We start from the raw sequence: 26,095 nt of genomic DNA, 5'->3' as shown, positions 1-26,095 counted from the left end.
ATGTATGACATTTAAATCAGGCTTTGTAGCTATTTTAGGACGGCCAAATGTTGGGAAATCAACCTTTCTCAACTATGTAATGGGACAAAAAATTGCCATTATGAGTGACAAGGCGCAGACAACGCGCAATAAAATCATGGGCATTTACACGACAGAGACCGAGCAAATTGTCTTTATTGATACACCCGGTATCCATAAGCCCAAGACAGCTTTAGGAGATTTCATGGTGGATTCCGCTTATAGCACCTTGCGTGAAGTGGATACAGTGCTTTTTATGGTACCAGCCGATGAGCCACGTGGTAAGGGCGATGATATGATTATGGAGCGCCTCAAATCTGCTAAAGTACCTGTTATTTTAGTGGTCAACAAGATTGACAAGGTACATCCAGATCAGCTTCTAGAGCAGATTGATGATTTCCGCACGCAAATGGACTTTAAGGAAATTGTTCCAATTTCTGCGACCCAAGGAAATAACGTCAACCGTCTCATGGAAATCTTGAAAGACAACTTAGATGAAGGCTTCCAGTATTTCCCTGCTGATCAGATTACGGATCATCCAGAGCGCTTTTTGGTGTCTGAAATGATTCGGGAGAAAGTCCTTCACTTGACACGCGAGGAAATTCCGCATTCAGTAGCTGTTGTCATTGATAGTATGAAGCGAGATGAGGAGACGGATAAGATTCATATTCGAGCAACGATTATGGTCGAGCGTGATAGCCAAAAAGGCATCGTCATCGGAAAAGGTGGCGCTATGCTCAAGAAGATTGGATCCATGGCCCGCCGTGACATCGAGCTCATGCTAGGAGACAAGGTCTTCTTAGAAACCTGGGTCAAGGTCAAGAAAAATTGGCGGGATAAAAAGCTAGACCTAGCAGACTTTGGCTATAATCAGAAGGAATATTGATGGGGTGTTCATTGAGCTAGTAATGATGAAAAAAGATTGTGGGAGCCTTATTTATGGACTATATTTCCTATATCCGTTCAAAAGTCGGGCATGACAAGGTTATCTTGACTTTTGCAGGTGGTATTTTGGTCAATACAGAGGGAGCGATTCTCCTACAGTTGCGTGGAGATAAGAAAACATGGGCTATTCCTGGTGGTGCTATGGAGTTAGGGGAGTCCTCTGTTGATACCCTCAAGCGTGAATTTTTAGAAGAAACGGGCATCGAGGTAGAGCCCGTTGACTTTTTGTGCTGATTGTAAGGAGTGAAGTACTAGGAATGTGTGGAAAGATTCGGTTGGTTCAACCAGATGAAGTCGAAATCTGGCTAGGTTTTGTAAAACAGGTCTGGACCAGCAATCCAGCTCGCTTACGTGAGGGTTTTCTAGGGCAACAATTTCCCTATGAATTTCTGTATTGGCGTGGAGGAAAGGCACTTGCTTGGCTTAGTTTGTCTATCCGAACAGAATATGTTGAGGGCTGCTCTAGTCTACCGATTGCTTATTTAGAAGGTATTGCAGTTGCACGAGAAGCTAGACAGAAAGGCATCGCACGAGAATTGCTTGCCTTTGCTAAACAATGGGCTAAAGCACAGGGATGTTCTCAACTAGCTTCAGATTGTTCTTTAGAGAATACGATTAGTCAGGAATTTCATCATAAACTCGGCTTTTGTGAAGTAGGTCGAAGTGTCCATTACATAGTAGAAATATGAAAGGAACCCTATGCCAGAATTACCAGAGGTTGAAACAGTCCGCAAGGGACTTGAAAAACTGGTCGTTGGAAAAAGAATTCAGAAAGTAGAGATCACCTATCCACGCATGGTGTTAACTGGGGCAGATAGTTTGCATGAATCCTTGGTTGGACAAGAGATTTGCGAGGTCAAGCGCCGCGGGAAGTATCTTCTGCTTTACTTGACTGACTTTGTCTTGATTTCCCACCTGCGAATGGAAGGTAAGTACAATTACTTTCCTAATCAAGTGCCAGAAAATAAGCATTTTCATGCCTTTTTCACCTTTACAGATGGCAGTCATTTAGTCTATCAAGATGTGCGGAAGTTTGGGACTCTTGAGTTGCTAACAAAAGAACAAGTTGAGGATTATTTTCTCTCGAAAAAGTTAGGGCCAGAGCCGACCACAAAAGATTTTGACTATGAGCGTTTTGCTGTTCAGCTCGCTAAATCGAAAAAGCCCATTAAAGCCCACTTGCTGGATCAGACCTTAGTGGTAGGGTTGGGCAATATCTACGTGGATGAGGCCTTGTTTCAGGCTGGCATTCATCCTGCAAGGTTTAGCAAAAGTCTCTCAACCAAAGAAAGCAAGGCCTTGCACCAAGCCATTATTGCTGTCTTGCAATTAGGTGTTGAAAAAGGCGGCTCGACCATTCGAACCTATAAAAATGCGCTTGGCATGGATGGGACCATGCAGGATTATCTACAAGTTTATGGAAAGCAAGGGCAGGCTTGTTCCCGTTGCCAGACAGAGATTGTCAAGTTTCAATTGTCTGGTCGTGGGACCCATATCTGTCCCCAGTGTCAGGTGATATCATGACAAGGGTAATCGGGATAACAGGTGGTATTGCTTCGGGAAAATCCACAGTGACAGCTTATTTGCGAAAACGTGGCTATGAGGTCATTGATGCGGATGACGTTGTTCACCAGCTACAACAAAAGGGGGGCAGGCTCTATCAGGTCTTGGTCGAAGAATTTGGCACGAGTATTTTAACGAAAGACGAAGAGTTGAACCGCGCGCAACTCGGGCGCTTGGTTTTTGAGGAAGATGAGGTTCGCAAACGTCTTTCGTACTTGCAAGATAGTATCATTCGGGAAGCCTTGATTGCAGAACGTGACAGGTTGGCTGAGTGTGAGGAGGTCTTCTTCATGGACATTCCCTTGCTCTTTGAATTGGGCTATGAGGGGGTCGTGTCTGAAGTCTGGCTCATCGTGCTTGCACCTGAGTTACAAGTGGAGCGGTTAATGGAGCGAAATCAGTTGGATCAGGAGGCCGCCAAGCAGCGAATCGCCGCCCAAATGCCTCTTGAAGAAAAGAAAAAGCGCACTCCGTATCAGATTGATAATGATGGAGAAAAGCAAGCAACCTATGCACAGGTTGACCAGCTTTTAGCGCAGATAGAAAGAAGATGATTGTATTTTAAGTCAGGATGTTTGGAAGCAAAATTTAAAAATTGCTTGGGTAGGAAATTTTTTGACGGGAGCTAGTTTTTCAATGGTCATGCCTTTTATCTCGGTCTTTGTCGAGGAATTAGGCGCACCGAAAAATCAGGTAGAATTTTATGCAGGCTTGGCTGTATCGACCACGGCTCTTGCCTCAGCCATTATGTCGCCGATTTGGGGAAGTCTTGCGGACCGCTACGGACGAAAGCCGATGATGGTTCGTGCTAGCTCGGTCATGTTTCTCAGTATGGGAGGTCTAGCCTTTGTACCAAATGTATTTTGGCTCATTCTCTTGCGAATTATGACAGGTGTCTTTGCAGGATATGTGCCAAATTCCACCGCCTTGATTGCCAGTCAGGTGCCTAAAGAAAAGACGGGCTATGCTCTTGGGACCTTGTCAACAGGCTTGGTTGCAGGAACCTTGATTGGGCCTATGCTGGGTGGCTTTTTAGCAGAAGTGGTTGGCATGCGCTTGGTCTTTTTGATTGTAGGGATTTTGCTCTTATTGGTGACCATTGTGACCTACTTCTACATCAAGGAAGAGTTTACACCAATCAAGGCAGGTCAGGAGATGAGCTTGCAGGAAGTGTTTCATCAGATCAAAGACAAGCAAATTGTACTGAGCTTATTTGTGACCAGTATGATTATTCAAATGGCGGCCCAGTCTGTAGTGCCTATCTTGACCCTTTATATTCGCTATTTGGGGCAGACTGAAAATCTCTTATTTGTTTCAGGGATGATTATCTCTGCTTTGGGAATCTCCTCTATGGTGAGCTCGCCCCAGCTTGGGAAACTAGGAGATAAGATTGGCAATCATCGGCTCTTGCTTGTGGCACTTTTTTACAGTTTTGTGATGAACTGGCTCAATGCCCATGCGATAACGCCCTTACAGTTAGGCATCTTCCGCTTTTTATATGGCTTTGGGACAGGGGCGCTCTTGCCGTCTGTCAATTCACTACTTGCAAAATTAACACCTAAAGAGGGAATTTCACGGATTTTTTCATTTAACCAAACCTTTATGTATATAGGTTCTGTCTTGGGACCTATGTTGGGGTCAGGAGTGGCGACCTATCTTGGATATCGTTGGGTCTTTTATGTGACGTGTAGCCTTGTGATGGTCAATCTCATCTGGTCGCTCTTTAGTTTTAGAAAGTACTTGAAAGTAAGGGAAATTTAGTGAGAATTAAAATCAATTTACAATGTTCTGAATGTGGCAGTAAAAATTATCTAACTAGTAAGAATAGTAAAACACATCCGCAGAAGATTGAAGTCTTAAAATATTGCCCCAAAGAGAGAAAAGTGACGCTGCATCTTGAAACAAAATAGATTTTGTGGTATACTGTGGGGAGTTCTTAAAGAAAGAGAAAAAATATGTATAACGCTTTATTAACCATTCTTTTAATTTTATCTGCTATTATCGTGATTGCAATCTTTATGCAACCAGCCAAAAATCAATCAAGCAACGTATTTGACGCAAGTTCAGGAGCCCTTTTTGAACGGACAAAGGCACGTGGCTTTGAAGCTGTGATGCAGCGCTTGACAGCTATTCTCGTCTTTTGTTGGATGTTGATTGCGCTGGCCTTAGTAGTTATTTCAAGTAAATAAAAAGACTGGGACTCGTTCTTGGTCTCTTTTTTATCGTATGCTATAGTTGTTTCGTTTTCATTTATTAGGTCGTTAACTCGTCCTGCCTAGTGCTAAATCAAAATGAAACGACATAGTACAGCAGAGAGAAACCATCAGAAAGAAGAATTACTATTTGTCACTAGGTGTACATATAAAACAACGAAAAGAGAGAAATGAAAAAAGAAATTATTGAGTATATCGAGACAGTTGGTCCGGTGACCATGGACCAGTTGGCAGACCATTTTCAAGCGGTATCTGCTAAAGACTTTACGAATTTGGTCAAGCAGGTCTCCAAGATGGAGGGGCGCAGAGAAGTGCGGTTTGATGATGAGGGGAGAATTGCCGTATCAGCTAAAAAGAAGAAGACGAATCGCGTGACTTTGACAGGTATCTTTCGTGCCAATAAAAATGGTTTTGGCTTTGTCACGGTTGATGAGGTTGAAGATGATCTTTTTGTGAGTCGTAATGACGTCAACTATGCCATTGAGGGTGATAGGGTGGAAATTGCGATTAAAAAGGTTGCAGACCGCCTCAAAGGCACCATGGCAGAAGCGGAAGTGATCGATATTCTAGAACACAGTTTAAAGACCGCGGTCGGTCAGGTCATTTTTGATGAGGATAAAAAGGAATACGCAGGCTACATCAAGTCGAAAAATCAAAAGATTAGCCAGCCAATTTATCTGAAAAAATCAGCCTTGGTATTAGACGGAACAGAAATTGTCAAGGTTGATGTCGAGCAATACCCGAATAAAAAACGGGATTATTTCGTAGCGACCATTCGGGATGTCATCGGACACAAGGACGATGTTGGTATTGATGTCTTAGAGGTACTAGAGTCCATGGACATCATATCCGAATTTCCCGATGAGGTATTGGCAGAAGCCAATCAAATTCCAGACCAGCCTACCGAAAAAGACTATGAAGGTCGCTTGGATTTGCGTAAGGAGATTATTTTTACGATTGACGGAGCAGATGCCAAGGATTTGGACGATGCGGTGCATATCAAGCAACTCAAAAACGGCAATCTGGAGTTGGGAGTCCATATCGCAGATGTCTCCCATTATGTGACAGAAGGCTCTGCGCTTGACCGAGAAGCACTGAGTCGAGGAACATCCGTCTATGTGACAGATCGTGTAGTTCCGATGCTACCTGAGCGCTTGTCAAATGGTATTTGTTCCTTGAATCCCAATGTGGATCGCTTGACCCAGTCGGCAATCATGGAGATTGACCGCAAGGGGCGCGTGGTCAAACACTGGATTGGTCAGACCGTGATTAAGACCACCTACCGCATGACTTATGCTGATGTCAATCGGATGATTGCGGGGGACAAGGCCAAGTTGGAAGCCTTTTCCAAAATTGTGCCAAGTGTAGAGAAGATGGTCCTACTCCACGAAACGTTAGAAACCATGCGGTTCAAGCGCGGAGCGCTTAATTTTGATACCCATGAAGCCAAGATTATTGTCAATAAGGACGGGCTGCCAGTTGATATCCAATTGCGACAACGTGGCATTGCAGAGCGGATGATTGAGTCATTTATGTTGGTCGCAAATGAAACGGTCGCAGAACATTTTAGCAAGTTAGAGTTGCCGTTTATCTATCGGATTCACGAAGAGCCAAAGGCGGATAAATTGCAGAAATTTATTGACTATGCTAGCAGTTTTGGTCTTGGAATTACAGGAACGGCAAGCACGATTAGCTCAGAAGTTTTGCAGGATTTAATGGCCCGTGTGGCACATGAACCGTATGCGGATGTTTTGAATATGATGCTTCTGCGCTCCATGCAGCAGGCCCGCTATTCAGAGCATAATCATGGTCACTATGGTCTAGGTGCGGATTACTATACGCATTTTACTAGCCCGATTCGGCGCTATCCGGACCTTTTGGTGCATCGTATGGTGCGGGAATACAGCACTGTCACGCCAGAAAAGCAAGCGCATTTTGAAACGGTCATTCCTGCCATTGCCAAGCAGACATCTAGTTTAGAACGTCGTGCGATTGATGCGGAGCGTGAAGTGGAAGCCATGAAAAAGGCGGAATACATGCAGGAATTTGTTGGGCAGGAATTTGACGGTGTGGTATCGAGCATTGTCAAGTTTGGTCTTTTTGTCGAGTTACCAAATACCGTTGAGGGCTTGATTCATATCCAAAATCTGCCTGAATTTTACCATTACAATGAACGGAGCTTGACCCTTAAAGGGGAAAAATCAGGACGTGTTTTTCGAGTCGGACAAAGCATTCGTATCAAGTTGATGAGGGCTGACAAGCTGACTGGAGAGATTGATTTTTCCCATGTACCGTCTGATTTTGATGTCCTTGAGTCACCGCTCAAGGCGACCCGAAAGACCAAGAGCCATGCCAATCGTGACCGTTCAGACCGCACAGGACGAGGCAAGGGCAAGGGACATAAGCAAGAAGAGACACTTCATCGTTCTAGTAAAAAAGTCAAGTCAAAAGACAAGAAAAAGAAGCCATTTTATAAGGAAATGGCCAAAGGAAAACGCAAAAAAAGGAGATAGAAATGGCCAAGGGTGAAGGAAAAGTCCTCGCACAAAATAAGAAAGCCCGTCATGACTATAGTATTATCGATACCATCGAAGCAGGGCTGGTTTTGACAGGGACAGAAATCAAGTCTATCCGCGCAGGACGTATCAACCTAAAGGATGGCTTTGCCCAGATTCGAAAAGGGGAAGCCTGGCTTAATAATGTTCATATTGCACCTTATGATGAGGGCAATATCTGGAATCAAGATCCGACTAGAACCCGCAAATTGCTCCTGCGCAAAAAGCAGATTACAAGCCTTGAAAATCAAGTCAAAGGAACAGGGATGACCCTCGTTCCTCTCAAGGTCTACCTTAAAGACGGTTTTGCCAAGGTCTTGATTGGTCTTGCTAAGGGAAAACACGACTACGACAAACGAGAGTCCATCAAACGCCGTGAACAAAACCGTGACATTGCCCGCACAATGAAGGCCATCAATGCGAGGTAGAAAGTTAGAGAAGTGCTAGTTGGTCGTACCGTCTTTTCGTTTTTATTATGCAGGATTAAGACGTCTTGTCTCGTCTGAAATCAAATCAAAGAGACGGTACTGGTGGTGGAGAGTGGAAAAGGAGAACAGTGATGTCAGATTTAGTAGCCTACAAACGCATGCCTATATGGACCAAGGAGACGGTGCCTACAGAAATTACCCATAAGCACAATACCAAGGTTGGTACTTGGGGAAAAATCAAGGTGTTGACAGGTGAAATCAAGTATGAAGCCATTTCAGACAAAAATGAGATTACTGCTATCCACCATTACCGAGCTACTGATGACATTCCCATGGTAGAACCGCAGGCTTGGCACCGTGTGACGTTGTTGACAGATGATACTAGCTTTTTTGTCGAGTTTTTCTGTCAACCAGAGGATTATTTTGCTAAAAAATACGGCTTTACTCGTACGCATTCGGAAGTCATTGAAGCCTTAGAAACCATTACTGAGCCATGCAAGGTCCTAGATTTAGGCTGTGGTCAAGGCAGAAATGCCCTTTATTTGGCTCAAAAAGGATTTGAGGTGACGGCTGTAGATTATCATCTGCCTAGTCTTGAGACCCTGTTAACCGTCATGGAAGCTGAGGATTTGGAGTTGCAGGTCGGGCAGTACGACATCAATCAGGCTAGTCTCACGCAGACATACGACTGGATTATTTCAACAGTTGTGTTGATGTTTTTAGAACGTGAGCGGATTCCTGCCATTATTACAAATATGCAGGAGCAGACTAGGAGCGGTGGTTACAATTTGATTGTTGCTGCCATGAGTACAGACGATGCACCGTGTCCGATGAATTTTTCCTTTACGTTTGGCAAAGATGAGTTACGGTATTATTATAAGGACTGGGAATTGGTCAAGTACAACGAGGATTTTGGTCAGCTGCACCGCAAGGATGAAAAGGGGAATTTCTTGCGTTTCCGTTTTGCGACCATGTTGGCTCGTAAGCCGTAAATAAGTATATATAAATTAGGGAATAGGATTATTTCCTAGTTTTTTAATTATTTTGTTTACAAATGTAGTCAACGAATGGTATACTGAATAATAGAGATTACAAGTGTAGACGAAAGGAGAGATGAAAATGAAGAAAACCTATCAGGTCAAGGGTATGAGTTGCGCCTCTTGTGCCATGACAGTTGAAAAAACGCTCCAGTCTCTAGCAGGGGTGACGAAAGCCAGTGTGAACTTGGCAACTGAGCAGGCAACGGTTATCTACGACGCACACAGCATTGAAGAGGAAAACATTTTAGCTTCCGTGACAAAGGCTGGATATCAGTTAAGTTCAAACGCAATCGAGGAGACCTATCAAGTCAAGGGCATGAGCTGTGCCTCTTGCGCTATGGCTGTTGAACGAAGTGTTGCCCAGCTTGACGGAGTAGAAGAAGCTACAGTCAATTTAGCAACCGAAAGCCTTTATGTTCGCTATGATGCGAGCGTGCAGTCTGTAGCTAATATTCAGCAGGCAGTAAAAGAGGCAGGCTACGAAGCCTTTTTGGAGGAGGCAGGTCAGCCTCTTGATAAGAGTATTGAACAACAAGAACAGGCTAGCATATTATGGCAACGTTTTATCTGGTCGGCGCTATTTGCTCTTCCTATTGTCTATCTCGCTATGGCTCCGATGCTTGCCTGGGGGGACGTCCTGCTTCCAGCTATTCTTCGCAAGGAACAGATTTCAGCTCTTGTTCAGCTGGTCTTAGTGCTACCGATTGTCTATCTGGGACGTGCCTTTTATCAAAAGGGGCTGAAAACCTTGGTGAAGGGACATCCCAATATGGACTCCTTGATTGCGATTGGGACGGGTGCGGCCTTGCTTCAAGGGATTGCCATGACAGGTCTCTTGAGCTTAGGGAAAGTAGAGGTGGCGCATGGTGACCATGCGGAATTGTATTTGGAGTCAGTTGCTGTTATCCTAACCTTGATTACACTTGGGAAATATTTAGAAACGGTATCAAAAAGTCGAACTTCTGCAGCTATTCAGCACCTCATGGCTCTCACACCCCCAATTGCCCGTGTCCTCCGAAATCGTCAAGAAGTTGAAATAGCGCTTGAAGCAGTCATGGTTGGTGACCAGATTCGAGTGCGTCCGGGTGAAAAAATCCCTGTTGATGGAGAGTTGATAGAAGGCCAATCAACGGTCGATGAAACGATGTTGACAGGAGAAAGTCTACCAGTTGCAAAAACGGTTGGTGATGTGGTTTTTGGTGGCTCTATCAATAAAAATGGAGCCTTTCGCATGACCGCTACCAAGGTTGGCAAGGATACAGCTCTAGCGCAGATTATTCGCTTAGTGGAAGAAGCGCAAGGCTCGAAAGCTCCGATTGCCAAGTTGGCAGATCAGGTGGCTGCAATCTTTGTACCAGTGGTTATGGCCTTAGCGCTAGGAGCAGGAATTTTCTGGATCCTTGCGGGCGAATCGTGGGCTTTTTCACTCTCAATGATGATTGCGGTTCTCATCATTGCATGTCCTTGTGCCTTGGGGCTTGCAACGCCAACAGCTATTATGGTAGGAACAGGAAAAGGTGCAGAGAACGGCATGTTGATTAAGTCAGGTGAGGTGCTTGAGAGAGCTGAGAAACTGGACACGGTTATTGTAGACAAGACGGGAACATTGACAGAAGGGAAACCTCATGTGACAGATATAATCAGCTATCAAGACATGTCTGAAGATACGATTTTGCAATTGGCAGCCAGCATGGAGTATGATTCAGAGCATCCACTGGGTGAGGCTGTTCTGATCAAAGCCAAAGAGAAAGGTCTTTCCTTGCAAAGGGTCAAGGATTTTCAAGCTCTTTCTGGAAAAGGCCTCATGGGAAATATCAATAAAGTAGAGATTCTTCTTGGAAATAGTTCCTTAATGGCGGCTCATCAGGTAGATTTTGGGCAGTCAGAAGCTGCTGCTCATGCGCTTTCAGAACAAGGGAAAACGCCTGTCTTTCTTGCGTTGGACAAGCAGGTGATTGGTCTCCTTGGTATTGCGGATAAATTAAAAGAAACCAGTCCTGAGGCCGTGAGACAATTACAGAAAATGGACTTAGAAGTCGTGATGCTGACAGGTGATACTAAGGCGACAGCTAAGGCCATTGCTGCTCAAGCCGGTATTCACATGGTCATCAGTCAGGTCTTGCCTGAAGACAAGGCAGCTGTTGTCAAGGAATTTCAGGAAAAAGGTAGGGTGGTTGCCATGGTCGGAGATGGGATCAATGACGCACCAGCTCTGGCACAGGCAGATGTCGGCATTGCCATTGGATCAGGTACGGATGTCGCTATTGAATCGGCGGATGTTGTTCTGGTTCGGAGTGACGTGGTAGATGTGGCACGAACTATTCAGCTCAGTCAGGCCACCATGCGGGTCATTAAACAAAATCTCTTTTGGGCCTTTGCCTATAATGTCATTGGGATTCCAGTTGCAATGGGCGTTTTACACCTATTTGGCGGTCCCTTACTTAATCCTATGTTAGCAGGAGCAGCCATGTCTCTCAGCTCAGTCTCTGTCCTAGCCAATGCGCTTCGGTTAAAAAAGATGCGGATGTGGAAATAAGCTGTAAAGAGGGTTGTTCAGTCCAGTTTGATAAAAAATAATCAAAAATCTCAATCAAAACAGTAGCATTTTTGAGGAAAAACGCTTACAATAGAGGTATTAGAAAAAAGGAGCCTACTATGACAACATTTATTGGAAAACCAGTTACGCTTGTTGGACCTCAATTACGCGTAGGAGATCAAGCCCCTGATTTTGTGTTGATGGCCAATGATTTGACTCTTAAAAGTCTCAATGATTTTGGTAAAAAACGCAAGGTAATCAGTGTCATTCCGTCCATTGATACAGGTATTTGTGACACGCAGACCCGTCGTTTCAATCAAGAGTTGGCAGATATAGACAATATGGTTGTCATTACTGTTTCAGTAGATTTACCGTTTGCGCAAGCTCGTTGGTGCGGTGCGGCAGGTCTTGAAGATGCGGTGACCCTATCGGACTATTATGACCATGCCTTTGGAAAATCTTACGGCCTCTTGATGCGGGAGTGGAATTTACTGGCACGGGCAGTATTTGTCCTCAATGAACACAATGAAATTATCTACGTTGAGTATTTGGACAATGTCAATGCTCACCCAGACTACGATGCAGCTCTTGAAGTTGCAAAGAATCTTTAAAAATGAAGAGGGAGTGAGGCAAAAATCGTTATTTCGCAGAAATCGATTTTGTCGTCTTCGCTTTCCAATTTTTAGGCTCAAGTATGAATAGTCACTTCCCTGACTATTGATATGCGTCAAACTGTTAGAACTATAACATGTAACGAGGTAGGGTACTGTTGCCCAGCCTCGTTTTTTATGCGCAGAACAGTTACTAAGAACAGGGCAATAGAAGTCCTCATTTTTCCATTGAAAGCGAAAACATGGTATAATAAGGGTAAAGAGTGACTATGTTCGTGAAAGTATAAAAAAGGAAGAAAGAGGTAGGATATGGCTTATATTGAAGTTAGAAATAGTTCGAAATCCTATGTTATGGGCAGCAATCGCATTGTAGCAAACAAGGATATTTCCTTTGAGATTGAAAAAGGAGAACTGGTCATTATTCTAGGTTCTTCTGGCGCTGGAAAGTCAACCTTGCTCAATATCTTGGGTGGTATGGATACTAATGACGAAGGTACAGTCAAGATTGACGGCATGAATATCGCTCAGTTCACAAATAAGCAGTTGACCAAGTACCGCCGTGAGGATGTCGGCTTTGTCTTTCAATTTTATAACTTGGTAGCCAACCTGACTGCCAAAGAAAATGTTGAGTTGGCTTCAGAAATTGTACGTGATGCTATGAACCCGATTGAAGTATTGGAGAAGGTCGGATTGGGACACCGCTTGGATAATTTTCCTGCTCAGCTATCAGGGGGTGAGCAGCAGCGGGTAGCGATTGCACGGGCTGTTGCCAAGCGCCCCAAGATGCTCTTGTGTGATGAGCCGACGGGGGCTCTTGATTATCAGACAGGCAAGCAGGTCTTACAAATCTTACAGGATATGTCAAAAAAGGAAGGGGCTACGGTGGTTATTGTGACTCATAATGCAGCCCTTGCACCGATTGCAGACAAGGTGATTCAGATGCGGGATGCCAGCGTGCATTCGATTCAGGTCAATCCCAATCCGCAAGACATTATAACTTTAGAATATTAGAACCTGTATTTACAGTTCAGCAGCTCTATTCAGGACTTATTTTTCGTTACTTATCGTTGCTTTTTTCAAAATACAGTCAGTATTCCTTCAAAAAAGCGCCTTGATTATCGTAAAATAAGCTCCCGATTAGAATGACTTCGCTTATAAATACAGGTCCTTAGGAAAAGAAGATGAAAAAAAAGATGTATTGGAAAACAATTTGGCAGTCCTTGCTATCATCAAAGGGCCGTTTTTTCTCCATTTTTAATCTGATGCTGATTGGTTCAATGGCTTTTGTGGGTTTAAAAGTGGCAGCTCCTAATATGGAAAAAACAGCACAAGCCTATATTGATAAAGGGCAAATGATGGATTTAGCCGTCATGTCTGATTTGGGAATCAGTCAGGCAGATAAGGTAGAATTGGATAGCATTGCAGGTACTAAGATTGAATATGCCTATTTCAAGGATGTGACCCTTGGGACAGGAGGCGAAGCGATTCGTTTGTTCTCGATTCCAAAGATCATCTCGCGTTATCAGCTAAAAGCGGGCAAGGCCCCCTCATCGACAGGGGAAATTCTACTATCAAGCAATCTTGAAGGTCGGTATCGGATTGGTGACAGAATCGCTGTCAAAGAGGGCAATAAGCAGGCTTCAGTTTTAAAAGAGACAGAATTTATCGTAACGGGTTTTGCAGATTCGTCTGAAATTTGGGGGAAAATCAATCTCGGCCCAGCTAGTGCAGGAACTGGACAGCTAGCAGCCTACGCTTTTGTGCCGGAAGAGGCCTTTGATTCTGAAGTCTACATGATCGCCCGTATCTGCTATGATGATGTGGGAGAACTTTCCTACTACCAAGCGGCATATAAGCAAAAAATGATTGCCCACCAAGACGAGCTCAATCAGCTTCTGGCAGATAATGGCAGGGAGCGCTTAGCGAGTATCAAAAAGGAAGGCAACACAAAGATTCAGGATGCCGAGCGAAAAATGACAGACGCCCAAAATCAATTGGCTGAAGCAGAGAATCAGCTTGTGAGCAATGAAGCGAGTTTGGCAGAAGCTGAAGAACAATTGGAGCAAGGTCAGGTAGAGGTAGAACAGAATGCCGAGAGATTAAAGGCAACTGCTGCAGACTTAATGATTGCCAAAAAACAATTGGAGACAAACCATAGCCAATTGCAGGCCGCCAAAAAGGAACTGGCTGCCCATCGTGCCAAGTTAGACCAGAGCAAGCGGGAATTGGAGCAGGTAGAGGTGCAGCTTCTCTCAGCTCAGTCTACTTTAAAAGCCCAAGAAGAGAAATTAGCACAATTAGTTGCCAGAATCGATCAAGCAAAAAGCGATTACGCAGCAACGATTCAGGCTATTCAGGATCAAATTGCCTTTGCAGCAGCTACAGGCCAAGAAGGTGAAATTCCAGAGTTGGTTGAACTCCAACACCGTTTACAGCAAATAGACACAGAGCTTGCCACCATGCAGCAGGCTTATCAAACGGGTCTAGTTGCATATGAAACAGGGCAAGCTCAATACCAGCAGCAAGAAACAATTTATAAAAGTGCAAAGGGGCAGTATGAATACGGTGAAGCTCAGTATCAGCAGGCTCTAAAGAGCTATCAAGATGGACTTGTAGCTTATGAGGAGGGTCTTTCTGAGTACGAAGCGGGTCGTTTGGCCTATGAAAATGGACAAGAACAAGTGGCGACTGCTCGTACTAGCTTAGCAGATAAAAAGGCAGAGCTAGAGCAAGGGAAAGCTGAACTTCAAGCAGCTAAGGACGACTTTGCAAATAAGCGCGTAAAAGCCGAGCAAGACATCAAGACAGCTCGCAAAGATCTACAAGTGGCCCAAGCTGATTTGGCTCGGCTTAACACACCGGAATACAAAACTTATACTAGAGATAGTTTCCCTGGTGGCAATGGTTATGCCAATTATGGTAGCAGTACCAAGAGTATTTCAGCAGTGGGCAATATCTTTCCTGCTGTTCTCTATGTGGTTGCAGCTCTTGTAACCTTTATGACTATGACCCGCTTTGTTGATGAAGAACGCGCCAATGTGGGGATTTTAAAGGCGTTGGGCTACACGAATGGGCAGGTGTTGACCAAATTTATTATCTATGGCTTGGCCTCTGGCTTATTAGGGACTATCGCTGGTCTCCTCTTGGGGAACTTTCTTCTTGCTCCCATGATTAGTCGGATTATTACAGATACGACAGTTATCGGAGAGAGCCAGCTACATCTCTATCCTAGATGGATTCTTCTTGCACTTATCTTTTCTCTTCTTTCCTCTGTTTTACCAGCTTATTTGGTGGCACAAAAGGAACTAAGAGAAAAGCCCGCCCAGTTATTGCAGGCCAAGCCGCCTGTTTCAGGAGCTAAGATTTTCTTGGAACATGTATCCTGTATCTGGCGCCGCATGAGCTTTACTCAAAAGGTCACAGCAAGAAATATTTTCCGCTATAAGAAGCGTATGTTCATGACCATTATTGGAGTAGCAGGATCTGTTGCCCTTCTTTTTGCAGGACTGGGTATTCGCTCCTCTATTTCTCAGGTGATTGACCAGCAGTTTGGTCAGCTCCTCCATTATCAGATGGTCGTGGTTGAGCAGACAAGAGCTGGTCAAGAAGAAAAGACTGAAGTCAAGAAAGCGTTGGACTCTAATGTGATTCAAAAGACCTTGCCGATTGCCTACTATGGCTTGACCGAGAACGTCAAAGGGCAGGAAGAAGCACTTGCTATCAGCCTCTTTATCAGCCAGGAAAAGAATCTGTCTTCCTTTGTTAGCTTGCGCAATCCAGTAACTGGAGAAGCTCTGACCTTGCCGGAAAAGGGTGCCCTTATTTCCCAAAAACTAGCTCAGCTGTATCAAGTTGAAGTAGGTGATGACATACAGATTCACCTCAATCAAGAGCCAGTGACGCTAAAGGTAGCAGGCATTTCAGAAATGTATGCAGGGCACTTTATCTACCTATCAGATACAGCTTATCAAGAGGCTACAAGCCAGTCCTATCAATCTAATGCAGCCCTCTTAGTTTTAAAAAACCGAGATAAGAAGACGGTGGAGCAGGTCGCGACAGACCTTCTTGCTCTGAAAGGGGTAGTAGCGGTCGTGCAAAATACGTCTCTTATTACCCTCCTTGAAACCATTGTTCAGTCGCTTCAGTCAGTCATGATTATCTTGATTGTCTTATCGATTCTCCTTGGAATCGTGATACTCTACAATCTGACCAATATCAATATGGCAGAGCGGATTCGAGAATTGTCTACTATTAAAGTGCTAGGATTTTATAACCGAGAAGTGACCTTTTATATCTATCGGGAGACCATGATCTTGTCAGTAATTGGGATTGGTCTAGGCTTACTTGCAGGCTTCTTCCTCCATAGACTGCTTCTAGTCGTGATTGCCTCTCCAGCCATTCTCTTTGCCCCAAGCGTGTCTATCGGCGTCTACCTAGTACCGATTGGCGCAGTGCTGGGTATCTTGACCATTCTGGGAGTCCATGTCCATTATCACTTGAGTAAACTCGACATGCTAGAAGCACTTAAATCGGGTGACTAAAATAATCCAATGGATTATTTTAGCCCGAGCCTAGAAATAAAAGAGCGAGGTTAATCCAGTGGATTATTTTAGCCCGAGCCTAGAAACAAAAGAGCGAGGATAATCCAGTGGATTATTTTAGCCCGAGCCTGAAAACAAGAGAGTGAGGATTAGTTTGTAATTGTATAAACAGGATAAACGTTTGATGCAAGGCGAATAATACGGTCGTGTGTTACAGAAAAAGCAACTATATACAAGGAAAACACCCTGATTATAAGTCGGGGTGTTTCCTGTACAAAAGAGTTGACAGACGTATAAGGGGCGGGGTATAATAAAATATACGTGTATACGCTATTGTTTTCAAAAGTGGATATGCAATTTTGAAAGGAGAAACGATAATGAAAAAGAAATTCCTAAGGGTATTTCATGCTTTCATGTATGTGCTGTTGATTACAGGAAATGTGCTTCCAGCTGTAACTGTACTTGCACAAGATAGTACAAATAATATAGTCACAGCAGTATCGTCGGAAAATCCGACTGTAGCGCCAAGTAGTGATACAGGTGCAACAGCGAGTAGCCCATCAATCTCGCCTAGCGTAGCAGACGAGCCGTCATCTACAAACAGCAGTTCTTCTACTGCAGAAGATAGCTCTTCAGCAGCTACAAGCACTACGATATCAAGTAGTTCTTCAGTAGAACCAAAGACAATCACGCCTGGTGCAGGTTTTCGAGCAGCATCAGATAGCACAGGACCATCATCAACTGTAGATGCTACATTTGCTGCAGAAGTACGGGTCTTCACAGAAGACAAGAATCCAGACGGTACTGAAAAGCTGGAATATCTGACTGGTGAAGGGCTTAATCCTTATGCAGAATTTCGTATTTCTGGTACTGGTGTCAATATCAAAAATGCTAGAACGCGAATCACCTTCCCGAAAAAGAATATTGATGGAAGACCTCAATTTGTGAAGGCAGCGTCAGCTTCTAGTTGGAAGATAACAGAAGATGATGATAATTGGTACGTTGACTATAACTTTGACAACCTTACAGGAGGGCAAATTGTTGCAGTTCCTATGCCATTTCGGATGCGCCAGCCGACTACACCAGATGGCTTTAAGGTGCCAATCAAGTACGAACTCTTTGATGGGGAAGGCAAGCTCCTAAAGGTAGCGTCAAATACCTATATCGGTAAGACCAATGGTGCAAAACCCGTTAAAGAGGTTAACTATTCTCGTGGTTATTCGGGTCAATATTCGAATATGAGTGGTACCAATAAGGTGCGGGTTGATGTGAATGGTGAAACCGTCATTATGTCTGATATTGTAGTAGCTACTCAAGATGCAACCCAGAAAACAGCGACTGGGGACAAGGCTCCTTGGGTGGAATACCTAGTTGGTATTGAGAACGGAAGCGGGAGCTACGGAAAGTATCGTCCAAATAAGGTCAAAATCACAGAGAAACTTCCAGCAGGTGCTGTGATGTTTGGTGAGCCTGATGCGGATGGACTCTACAATTATAGTGGTCGTAAGTGGAGCTATGACAAGGCGACCCATACAGCGGCCTATCAAGGAAGCCTGAGTGAGTATTCAGCGTATGGCAATATCTATCAAGCAGTTCCAATTAAATTAGCCTTCCCAGAACAATCCTATGATACCACCCATCTCAATGAGGCAACCATTGTTGCTGAGCCAGGAACAGATAATGAAGTGACTCTTCCTTCTGTCAAGGAAAAAGTCAAGTTCAATGTCAAAGTGCAAACTCCAGGTGGAAGCCTGAATATTGGCAAATGGGGCTATAATTATTCCCCTTCGGAGGGTATAGCCTTCAATAAAAAAAACAAGAATACCGATGTAGATGTTCGATATACTTTGTATTCCTATCACAATACAAATGGGGTAGAAGGTGAGAATGGTCAACAGTATACCACTTACGTCAAAGAGGTGATTGATTATGGACTAGACAATCGTCTCTACTACAATTATCTCAATTGGAATTATGGTAATTCTGAGGTAAAGGCCCTCATCGAGAAAATAGGCTACAAGGTCTACGGGGAAAAGGCAGATGGCACGAGAGTCTTCCTTTTTAATGGAGATATATCTGCCAAACAGGAAATCAATGATGTAGCCGATCAGTATGAAAAGATTGTGATTGTCTTTAACGAGGCCCTTCCACTCTCCAAAAGTGGTCACTATTTCTACTTCTATGTTGGTACAACAGTCAAAGAAGATGTTTGGAAAGAGTGGCAGAAGACAGGTGTCGGACGTGATGATGTACCTTATGGTCGAGATCAAGCACGCAGGCTCTATAACTCTCTGGAAGTTCGTGCCTCTTCTAGCACAGATGGAACAATTCGCTCACAGACTGCAGAGGGATCTAACTTCTTCCGTGACGAGCCCTTAGGAATTACGAGTTATAATGGAAATAATCACACGGTTCCTTATTCTGATAATAACGTACGAACTCTTTATGGTTCTATAAAGGTTGATGGCAACTTAGCTCCTGTTACCGAACAAAATCCAGAGACCAACTATGTCTTGAAAAATGTCAAGCATATCACCCTGCTCCCACCAGGTATTGAGTTTGTACCAGGTAGTGAGAGACAAGCTGAATTTAAAAATAAAGCACTCGTTATTCCAAACTATAAAAATACCGGTAAGACAGCGGTTATCTATGACTTTGGAGATGTTGTGCGTAACCATGAAGTAAGAGTTGATTTTAGCGTCAATACCACTCTTTATGCCAAGACAGGGACAAACGAAATTGAACATTTTGTCACTTGGGATAACAATGATGAGTACAAGAGAAGGTATGGAAAAGAAGAGTATAAAGATGAACTCGACTTGGATGGCGACGGAAATACTGAAGAAGGTTTCCTCCGTGGTACCAATAACATCAACTTTATTCCACCGCGCGAAGTCCTCGTCAAGAAGTTTGTATCACTTGATAAAGCAAGCTGGCTTTTGACCTCTCCATATGCAGACCTAGATCAAGACGTATACTACAAGATTAGCGTCTTGAACAATTCCTTGATTGATTTAGATGATGTATCCGTCCTTGATGCCCTTCCATATGTGGGGGATCACAAGATAGTACCAAACGATACAGGCGACTACCTTCCACGTGAGTCTGTCTTTCCAGTCCAATTGGTAGAAAGTCTTGAAGCTGTCCCAGAAAATGCAGCTATGCTACAAAAATTTGATGTCCTTTATTCAACCGATGCACAAGGACCATCACTTGCAAGTGCCCGCGACGCTAACTTTGTCCCAGTAGCTAACATTGCTGATTTCACGCAAGTCAAACTTGTCAAAATCGCCTTGAAACCAGGGCAAGTCCTTGCAGTGAAAGAAGAAGCTGAATTTATTCTCCATGGCAAATTGCCATATGATGAAGCTCTTGATAACTTCTCAGCGGCTAACAACTCTGAAGCAGTCAGCTTAAACAAGATAGACTACATTGAAGGAAACCAAGTCAGCTCGCCAATCATCAAGTATGAAGTAGATGGAACCATTTTCTATGATGCCAACCGTGATGGTGAACGCAGTGAAGATGAAGTCTTACTTAAGGACTACCAAGTTCAATTGATGAACGAAGATGGTACAGAAGCCCTCAATCAAGCAGGACAAAAGATTACTGCTACAACAGACGAAAATGGTTATTACCATATGAATGTCTACAAACGTGGTAATTACTATGTACAGATTATCAAGAAACATGAAAACGAAGAGTTTACCAAAGTTCATGACACAACAGGCACTCGCCTTGAAAAAGACAAACTTGTCGGAAATGACGCTAGTGAGGATACAGCTAATACCAAATTAGGTAAGACGCGCAGTCTAAGTTTGAATCCGCTGAACATTCCAAACCGTACAGAGGATACCAGCAAGGAAGACTTTGCAAAACTTGTCAGAGAGACTAACAACAGTCTCCTTGCGACTCGTAACGTCGGAATCATACCAAAAGGTAGCATCAAGCTTATCAAAGTAGATGAAAACAAACAAGCCTTGAAAGATGTTGTCTTTACCTTGAAGAAAGGAGACTTCTCTACTACATTAACAACAGATGATAAAGGAGAAGCAAGCGCAGACGGCCTAGACTTTGGCACCTACACCTTGACGGAAGATAAGACTGGTAGTGCTTATGTCCTTGATATGAAGGAAAAAGAAGTAACCATCAGCTTTGAAAAACCAACCATCAGCGTAGATGTCGTCAACAACTTCAAACGTTCAACCGTCGTTCTTACCAAGAGCGACGTAGATACAGGTGAAGCTCTAGCAGGCGTGACCTTTGAACTTCGTCAAGGAGACAAAGTTGTTGCGACTGAGAAGACCGACGATAAGGGTAAGGTAACCTTTAAAGATGTCGCCTACGGTGAGTATACCTTGGTAGAAACCCAAACGCTCCCTGGCTATGTCCTTGATACCACACCAATTTCTGTCTCTGTGACTGATGACAAGGCAGTGATTGAAAAGGTCATGACCAACCGCAAGAAGAAATCGTCTGTTGTCTTGAAGAAGGTTGATGCGACAACAAAACAAGCCCTCTCAGGAGTAAGCTTTGAACTCCGTCAAGGAGATAAGGTCATCGACACCCAAGTGACAGATGATAAGGGTATGATAACCTTTAAAGATGTCGCTTATGGTGAATACACAGTTGTTGAAACCAAAACCCTCGATGGTTACGCACTCCTTGATAAGCCGCTTGATGTGAACGTGACAGAAGATGGCGCAATCATTGACTTGGGTGAAATCACAAATGACTTCAAACGTTCAACGGTTGTCCTTACAAAAACGGATGCCGATACAGGTGAAGCTCTAGCAGGCGTGACCTTTGAACTCCGTCAGGGAGACAAGGTTATTGCAAGTGAGAAGACAGATGACAAGGGTGTGGTGATCTTTAAAGATGTCGCCTACGGTGAGTATACTTTGGTAGAAACCCAAACTCTAGCAGGCTATGTCCTTGATACCACACCAATTTCAGTTTCTGTTACGGAAGACAAGGCAGTGATTGAAAAGATGATGACCAACCGCAAGAAGAAATCGTCTGTTGTCTTGAAGAAGGTTGATGCGACAACAAAACAAGCCCTCTCAGGAGTAAGCTTTGAACTCCGTCAAGGAGACAAGGTTATTGCAAGTGGGGAGACAGATGACCAGGGTGTGGTGACCTTTAAAGATGTTGCCTACGGTGAGTATGCCTTGGTAGAAACCCAAACGCTCCCTGGCTATGTCCTTGATACTACACCAATTTCAGTTTCTGTTACGGAAGACAAGGCAGTGATTGAAAAGACCATGACCAATCGCAAGAAGAAATCGTCTGTTGTCTTGAAGAAGGTTGACGCGACAACTAAGCAAGTCCTCGCAGGAGTAAGCTTTGAACTCCGTCAAGGAGACAAGGTCATTGACACCCAAGTGACAGATGACAAGGGTATGATAATCTTTAAAGATGTCGCTTATGGTGACTACACAGTTGTTGAGACCAAGGCGCTCGATGGTTACGTACTCCTTGATAAACCACTTGATGTGAACGTGACAGAAGATGGTGCAACGGTTGATCTCGGTCAAGTAGAAAATCATCGACTTCCAGTTACTCCTCCATCTAGCTCAACAGATAAGCCGAAGATGGGTGGTGTTCGCTCAGTTATCAAACGTATCTTACCGAAGACCGGTGAAAGTGCTTCGATGCTAACAAGTGTTGGTGGTGTCCTCTTATTAGGCATTATCATCGCTCTTTATGTCAGTCGTCATAAAGGTGGCAAAGGCAAACGTGGTAAAGGTAAACGTAGCAAATAAACACCGACTAAAAACTAGTTCTATCTGATAGAACTAGTTTTTTTATAGTGGATTGAAAACTGAACTCGGGCTAAGCACTGTGTGAAAAAGAGACGCAGATGTTCCAACTTCAGTTGGTTACAGCTGAGGCTCCCTTTAGGGATAAGTCTTCCTAGCTCCAAAGGTATAGTATACCTTTGGAGGTGAGTGATAGGAGTTTACAGAGCAAACTCTCCTTAGACTCTTCGTCAGACTTCCTATTTTCACTGTGTGCTTTTAACGCCTCGTATCTTGCGGAATTGAACTCGGGCTAAAAGCTCGGAAAAAAGATAAATACTCCTAGATGTTTCCGCTTCTTCGTCGTATTTCCTATTTTTCATTCGCTTTTTTAACGCCCTCGTATCTTATGAATAGGATAGGCAAGGAGCTGCAGATAGAACTAGCGTTTATCAAAGCGACTTAACGATGTTCTAACCTATATATAGTCATATAGTCGTTTTGGTTTTAACTGGGGTAGCAAGGTCAGAATGTAATTTTTGGCGAGTCCAAGCAAGAAAATGAGGCTAGGTATGATATAATAAGGCTATGGATAAAAATAGATTATTACTAATAGACGGCTCATCGGTAGCCTTTCGTGCTTTCTTTGCACTCTACAATCAAATTGATCGCTTTAAGAGCCCAACAGGCCTTCATACCAATGCTATTTACGGTTTTCATCTCATGCTGGACCACATGATGAAGCGAATCAAGCCCACTCATGTGTTGGTGGCTTTTGATGCGGGCAAGACGACCTTCCGTACAGAGATGTACGAGGACTATAAGGCGGGTCGTGCCAAGACGCCAGACGAGTTCCGCGAGCAGTTTCCCTTCATTCGCCAGATGCTTGAGGTCATGGGGATTCGTCACTATGATTTGGAGCGCTACGAAGCCGACGACATTATCGGGACTTTGGATAAAATGGCAGAGCGGACCAGCGTGCCTTTTGATGTAACGATTGTCAGCGGTGATAAGGATTTGATTCAGCTGACAGATGACAATACAATTGTTGAAATTTCTAAAAAAGGTGTCGCAGAATTTGAGGAATTTACCCCAGCCTACCTCATGGAAAAAATGGGCATCACTCCGACCCAGTTCATCGACCTAAAAGCTCTCATGGGAGATAAGTCAGATAATATCCCTGGTGTGACTAAAATTGGAGAGAAGACAGGGCTTAAACTCCTGACCGAATACGGATCGCTAGACGGTATTTACAAACATATCGACAGCATGAAGCCGTCCAAGATGAAGGATAATCTGATTCAGGACAAAGAGCAAGCCTTTCTCTCACGGACGCTCGCAACAATTGATACAGAGGCTCCGATTACCATTGGCTTAGAGGATCTTGTCTATCAAGGGCCAGATATGGCAGAACTCGCTCGCTTTTATGAGGATATGGGCTTCAAACTTCTTCGTTCCCAGCTAGGAGGTGAGGCGACAGCGCCGACTGCGACTAAGAATGAATTTGTAACAGTTGAGACAGTTGAAGCCGATATGCTTCATCCAGACCAGTTCTTCTACTTTGAAATATTTGGGGATAACTATCATAAAGAGTCGATTATCGGTCTAGTTTGGGGAGATGAAAAGACCATTTACGCAGGCGGAGAAGCGCTGCTCTCACAAGATATTTTGCGAGAATTTCTGACCAATACAGCCATTAAGACCTACGATTTCAAGCGTAGCAAGGTTCTTCTTTCCCATTACGGGATTGACCTAGAACTCGCGGCTTTTGATAGTCGTTTGGCAAAATATTTGCTGACAACGGTTGAAGACAATGAAATTGCAACGATTGCGAAGCTCTACGGTTCATATAGTCTAGATGCGGATGAGGTAGTCTATGGCAAGGGAGTGAGGCGTGCACTACCTGACCAAGAAGATCTCTATCAACACTTGGCTAATAAGTTGGCCGTTCTGGTTGAGACTGAGTCAATTATGCGGACTAAGCTGGCTGAAAATCAGCAGTCAGACCTCCTCTTTGACATGGAGCTACCCCTTTCAAATGTCCTTGCTAAAATGGAAATGACCGGGATTAAGGTTGAGGCAGAAACCTTAAAAGCCATGCAGGTTGAAAATGATGTCTTGATTAATCAGTTGACTGAGGAGATTTATGAACTAGCTGGTGAGGAGTTCAATATCAACTCACCTAAGCAACTAGGCGTTATCCTCTTTGAGAAAATGGGGTTGCCACTTGAATTTACCAAAAAGACCAAGACAGGCTATTCAACGGCTGTCGATGTCCTGGAACGACTGGCTCCGATTGCACCTATCGTGTCAAAAATTCTTGAGTATCGTCAGATTACCAAGTTGCAATCGACCTACGTGATTGGTCTTCAAGAAGCCATTATGGAAGACGGGAAAATCCGTACCCGCTATGTTCAAGATTTAACTCAGACAGGTCGCTTGTCCAGTACTGATCCCAACTTGCAAAATATCCCTGTTCGACTTGAGCAAGGTCGCCTGATTCGTAAGGCCTTTGTGCCAGAATGGGAAGATAGTGTCCTACTCAGCTCGGACTATTCGCAAATTGAATTACGTATCTTAGCGCATATTTCTCAAGATGAACACTTGATTGAAGCCTTTCGTCAGGGGGCAGATATTCATACTTCGACTGCCATGCGGGTTTTTGGCATCGATAAGCCAGAAGATGTGACAGCAAACGACCGTAGAAATGCAAAGGCAGTCAATTTCGGGGTGGTTTATGGGATTTCTGACTTTGGCTTGTCCAATAATCTGGGCATTACTCGTAAGGAAGCAAAAGCTTATATTGATACCTATTTTGAACGCTTCCCAGGTATCAAAAACTATATGGAGAGCATTGTCCGTGAAGCGCGGGATAAGGGCTATGTAGAGACCATTTATCACCGTCGCAGGGAAATTCCTGACATCAATTCACGCAATTTCAATGTACGCAACTTTGCTGAACGAACCGCAATCAATTCACCGATTCAAGGTTCGGCTGCTGATGTGCTCAAAGTAGCCATGATTAACCTAGATAAAGCTATGACAGAAGCAGGTCTACGTACCCGTATGCTCTTGCAGGTGCATGATGAAATTGTCCTTGAAGTACCAAATGATGAGCTAGACACGGTTCGCATCATGGTCAAGGAAGTCATGGAAGCAGCCATCTCATTGTCTGTTCCTCTCATTGCCGATGAAAATGCAGGCAAGACTTGGTATGAAGCTAAATAATAGAACAAGGAAAGGATGGGCGATACGTGGCTCATTCTTTTCTTGCTTTCCGCGCTGAGATTTGCTACTTGATGGTGTCAACTTGTGCTATCTGGGGTAGATTATTGTAAGAGGTGACTTGTCTTTTTATCTCTCTCCTTTTTCAAAAAAACATGGTATAATAAGGAAAATAGCTAGGAGGAGAATAGAAAATGGCAGAAAAACGGTTAGCATGGGATGAATATTTTGCAGCTCAGGCCCTCTTGATTGCCAATCGGGCAACCTGTAAACGGGCAAAGGTTGGAGCCGTTTTGGTCAAGGACAATAAAGTTGTGGCAACAGGCTATAACGGCTCTGTCTCAGGTACCGAACATTGTTTGGAGCAGGAATGTCTGGTGGTGGACGGTCATTGTGTACGCACGCTTCATGCTGAGGTCAATGCTATTTTACAAGGTGCAGAGCGGGGGATTCCAAAAGGTTTTACCGCCTATGTGACGCATTTTCCCTGCCTTAACTGTTCCAAGCAGCTCCTTCAAGTAGGTTGCAAGCGCGTAGTCTATATCAATGAATACCGCATAGACGATTATGCCAAATATCTCTATCAGGAAAAACAATGCGAACTTGTTCAGCTACCGATTGAGAAGGTCCAAGAAGCGATTAGCCAGACGGATTGGATTTAATGGTTCGTGCTGCGCTC

Annotated in this window: 17 protein-coding genes and 1 pseudogene; all 18 read left to right on the top strand. The window is 44.0% G+C overall.

The window, feature by feature from the left end; all coding sequences use genetic code 11:
- The first annotated feature begins 4 nt into the window (after positions 1-4).
- Positions 5-904 (top strand): GTPase Era, encoded by a 900-nt coding sequence (gene era / locus CHF41_RS08710; RefSeq protein WP_240622952.1) that lies wholly within the window; start codon positions 5-7, stop codon positions 902-904.
- Between the two features lie 53 nt (positions 905-957).
- Positions 958-1,191, top strand: a pseudogene (locus CHF41_RS08705) (NUDIX domain-containing protein); the annotation flags it as partial.
- A gap of 29 nt (positions 1,192-1,220) precedes the next feature.
- Positions 1,221-1,652 (top strand): GNAT family N-acetyltransferase, encoded by a 432-nt coding sequence (locus CHF41_RS08700; RefSeq protein ID WP_119876902.1) that lies wholly within the window; start codon positions 1,221-1,223, stop codon positions 1,650-1,652.
- A gap of 10 nt (positions 1,653-1,662) precedes the next feature.
- A complete protein-coding gene (mutM, locus tag CHF41_RS08695; RefSeq protein ID WP_119876901.1) occupies positions 1,663-2,487 on the top strand; it encodes a DNA-formamidopyrimidine glycosylase in 825 nt (274 codons plus the stop codon).
- A complete protein-coding gene (gene coaE / locus CHF41_RS08690) occupies positions 2,484-3,080 on the top strand; it encodes a dephospho-CoA kinase (RefSeq protein ID WP_119876900.1) in 597 nt (198 codons plus the stop codon). The genes mutM and coaE overlap by 4 nt, the downstream gene beginning before the upstream one ends.
- A 4-nt stretch (positions 3,081-3,084) precedes the next feature.
- On the top strand, positions 3,085-4,287 hold the full coding sequence (locus CHF41_RS08685; RefSeq protein WP_276308862.1) for a multidrug efflux MFS transporter: 1,203 nt from the start codon (positions 3,085-3,087) through the stop codon (positions 4,285-4,287).
- On the top strand, positions 4,287-4,436 hold the full coding sequence (gene rpmG / locus CHF41_RS08680) for a 50S ribosomal protein L33 (RefSeq protein ID WP_119876898.1): 150 nt from the start codon (positions 4,287-4,289) through the stop codon (positions 4,434-4,436). Before CHF41_RS08685 ends, rpmG begins: the two co-directional genes overlap by 1 nt.
- Positions 4,437-4,481: 45 nt before the next feature.
- Positions 4,482-4,715, top strand: coding sequence for a preprotein translocase subunit SecG (secG, locus tag CHF41_RS08675; protein ID WP_119876897.1), 234 nt, complete (start codon positions 4,482-4,484; stop codon positions 4,713-4,715).
- Between the two features lie 194 nt (positions 4,716-4,909).
- The gene (rnr, locus tag CHF41_RS08670) at positions 4,910-7,252 is read left to right on the top strand and encodes a ribonuclease R (protein ID WP_119876896.1); all 2,343 of its coding nucleotides are present in this window, start codon (positions 4,910-4,912) and stop codon (positions 7,250-7,252) included.
- Between the two features lie 2 nt (positions 7,253-7,254).
- Positions 7,255-7,722, top strand: coding sequence for an SsrA-binding protein SmpB (smpB, locus tag CHF41_RS08665; protein ID WP_119876895.1), 468 nt, complete (start codon positions 7,255-7,257; stop codon positions 7,720-7,722).
- Positions 7,723-7,853: 131 nt separating this feature from the next.
- Positions 7,854-8,714, top strand: coding sequence for an SAM-dependent methyltransferase TehB (tehB, locus tag CHF41_RS08660; protein WP_119876894.1), 861 nt, complete (start codon positions 7,854-7,856; stop codon positions 8,712-8,714).
- 127 nt (positions 8,715-8,841) lie between these two features.
- Positions 8,842-11,298 carry a heavy metal translocating P-type ATPase gene (locus CHF41_RS08655; protein ID WP_119876893.1) on the top strand — a complete coding sequence of 819 codons (2,457 nt, stop codon included), beginning with the start codon at positions 8,842-8,844 and terminating at the stop codon, positions 11,296-11,298.
- A gap of 119 nt (positions 11,299-11,417) precedes the next feature.
- Positions 11,418-11,909: a thiol peroxidase gene (gene tpx, locus CHF41_RS08650; protein ID WP_119876892.1), complete on the top strand. Its 492-nt coding sequence runs from the start codon at positions 11,418-11,420 to the stop codon at positions 11,907-11,909.
- A gap of 309 nt (positions 11,910-12,218) precedes the next feature.
- Positions 12,219-12,920 carry an ABC transporter ATP-binding protein gene (locus CHF41_RS08645; RefSeq protein ID WP_119876891.1) on the top strand — a complete coding sequence of 234 codons (702 nt, stop codon included), beginning with the start codon at positions 12,219-12,221 and terminating at the stop codon, positions 12,918-12,920.
- A 170-nt stretch (positions 12,921-13,090) separates the two neighbouring features.
- On the top strand, positions 13,091-16,450 hold the full coding sequence (locus CHF41_RS08640) for an FtsX-like permease family protein (protein ID WP_119876890.1): 3,360 nt from the start codon (positions 13,091-13,093) through the stop codon (positions 16,448-16,450).
- 377 nt (positions 16,451-16,827) lie between these two features.
- Entirely contained in the window at positions 16,828-22,215 is a 5,388-nt protein-coding gene (locus tag CHF41_RS08635) for a SpaA isopeptide-forming pilin-related protein (protein WP_119876889.1), read from the top strand.
- Between the two features lie 564 nt (positions 22,216-22,779).
- A complete protein-coding gene (polA, locus tag CHF41_RS08630) occupies positions 22,780-25,419 on the top strand; it encodes a DNA polymerase I (protein ID WP_119876888.1) in 2,640 nt (879 codons plus the stop codon).
- Positions 25,420-25,610: 191 nt separating this feature from the next.
- A complete protein-coding gene (locus tag CHF41_RS08625; protein ID WP_119876887.1) occupies positions 25,611-26,078 on the top strand; it encodes a deoxycytidylate deaminase in 468 nt (155 codons plus the stop codon).
- Positions 26,079-26,095 lie beyond the last annotated feature (17 nt).

It is taken from the genome of Streptococcus respiraculi (assembly GCF_003595525.1).
GTDB lineage: Bacteria > Bacillota > Bacilli > Lactobacillales > Streptococcaceae > Streptococcus > Streptococcus respiraculi.
This window is presented reverse-complemented; position numbering and strand designations above follow the sequence as displayed.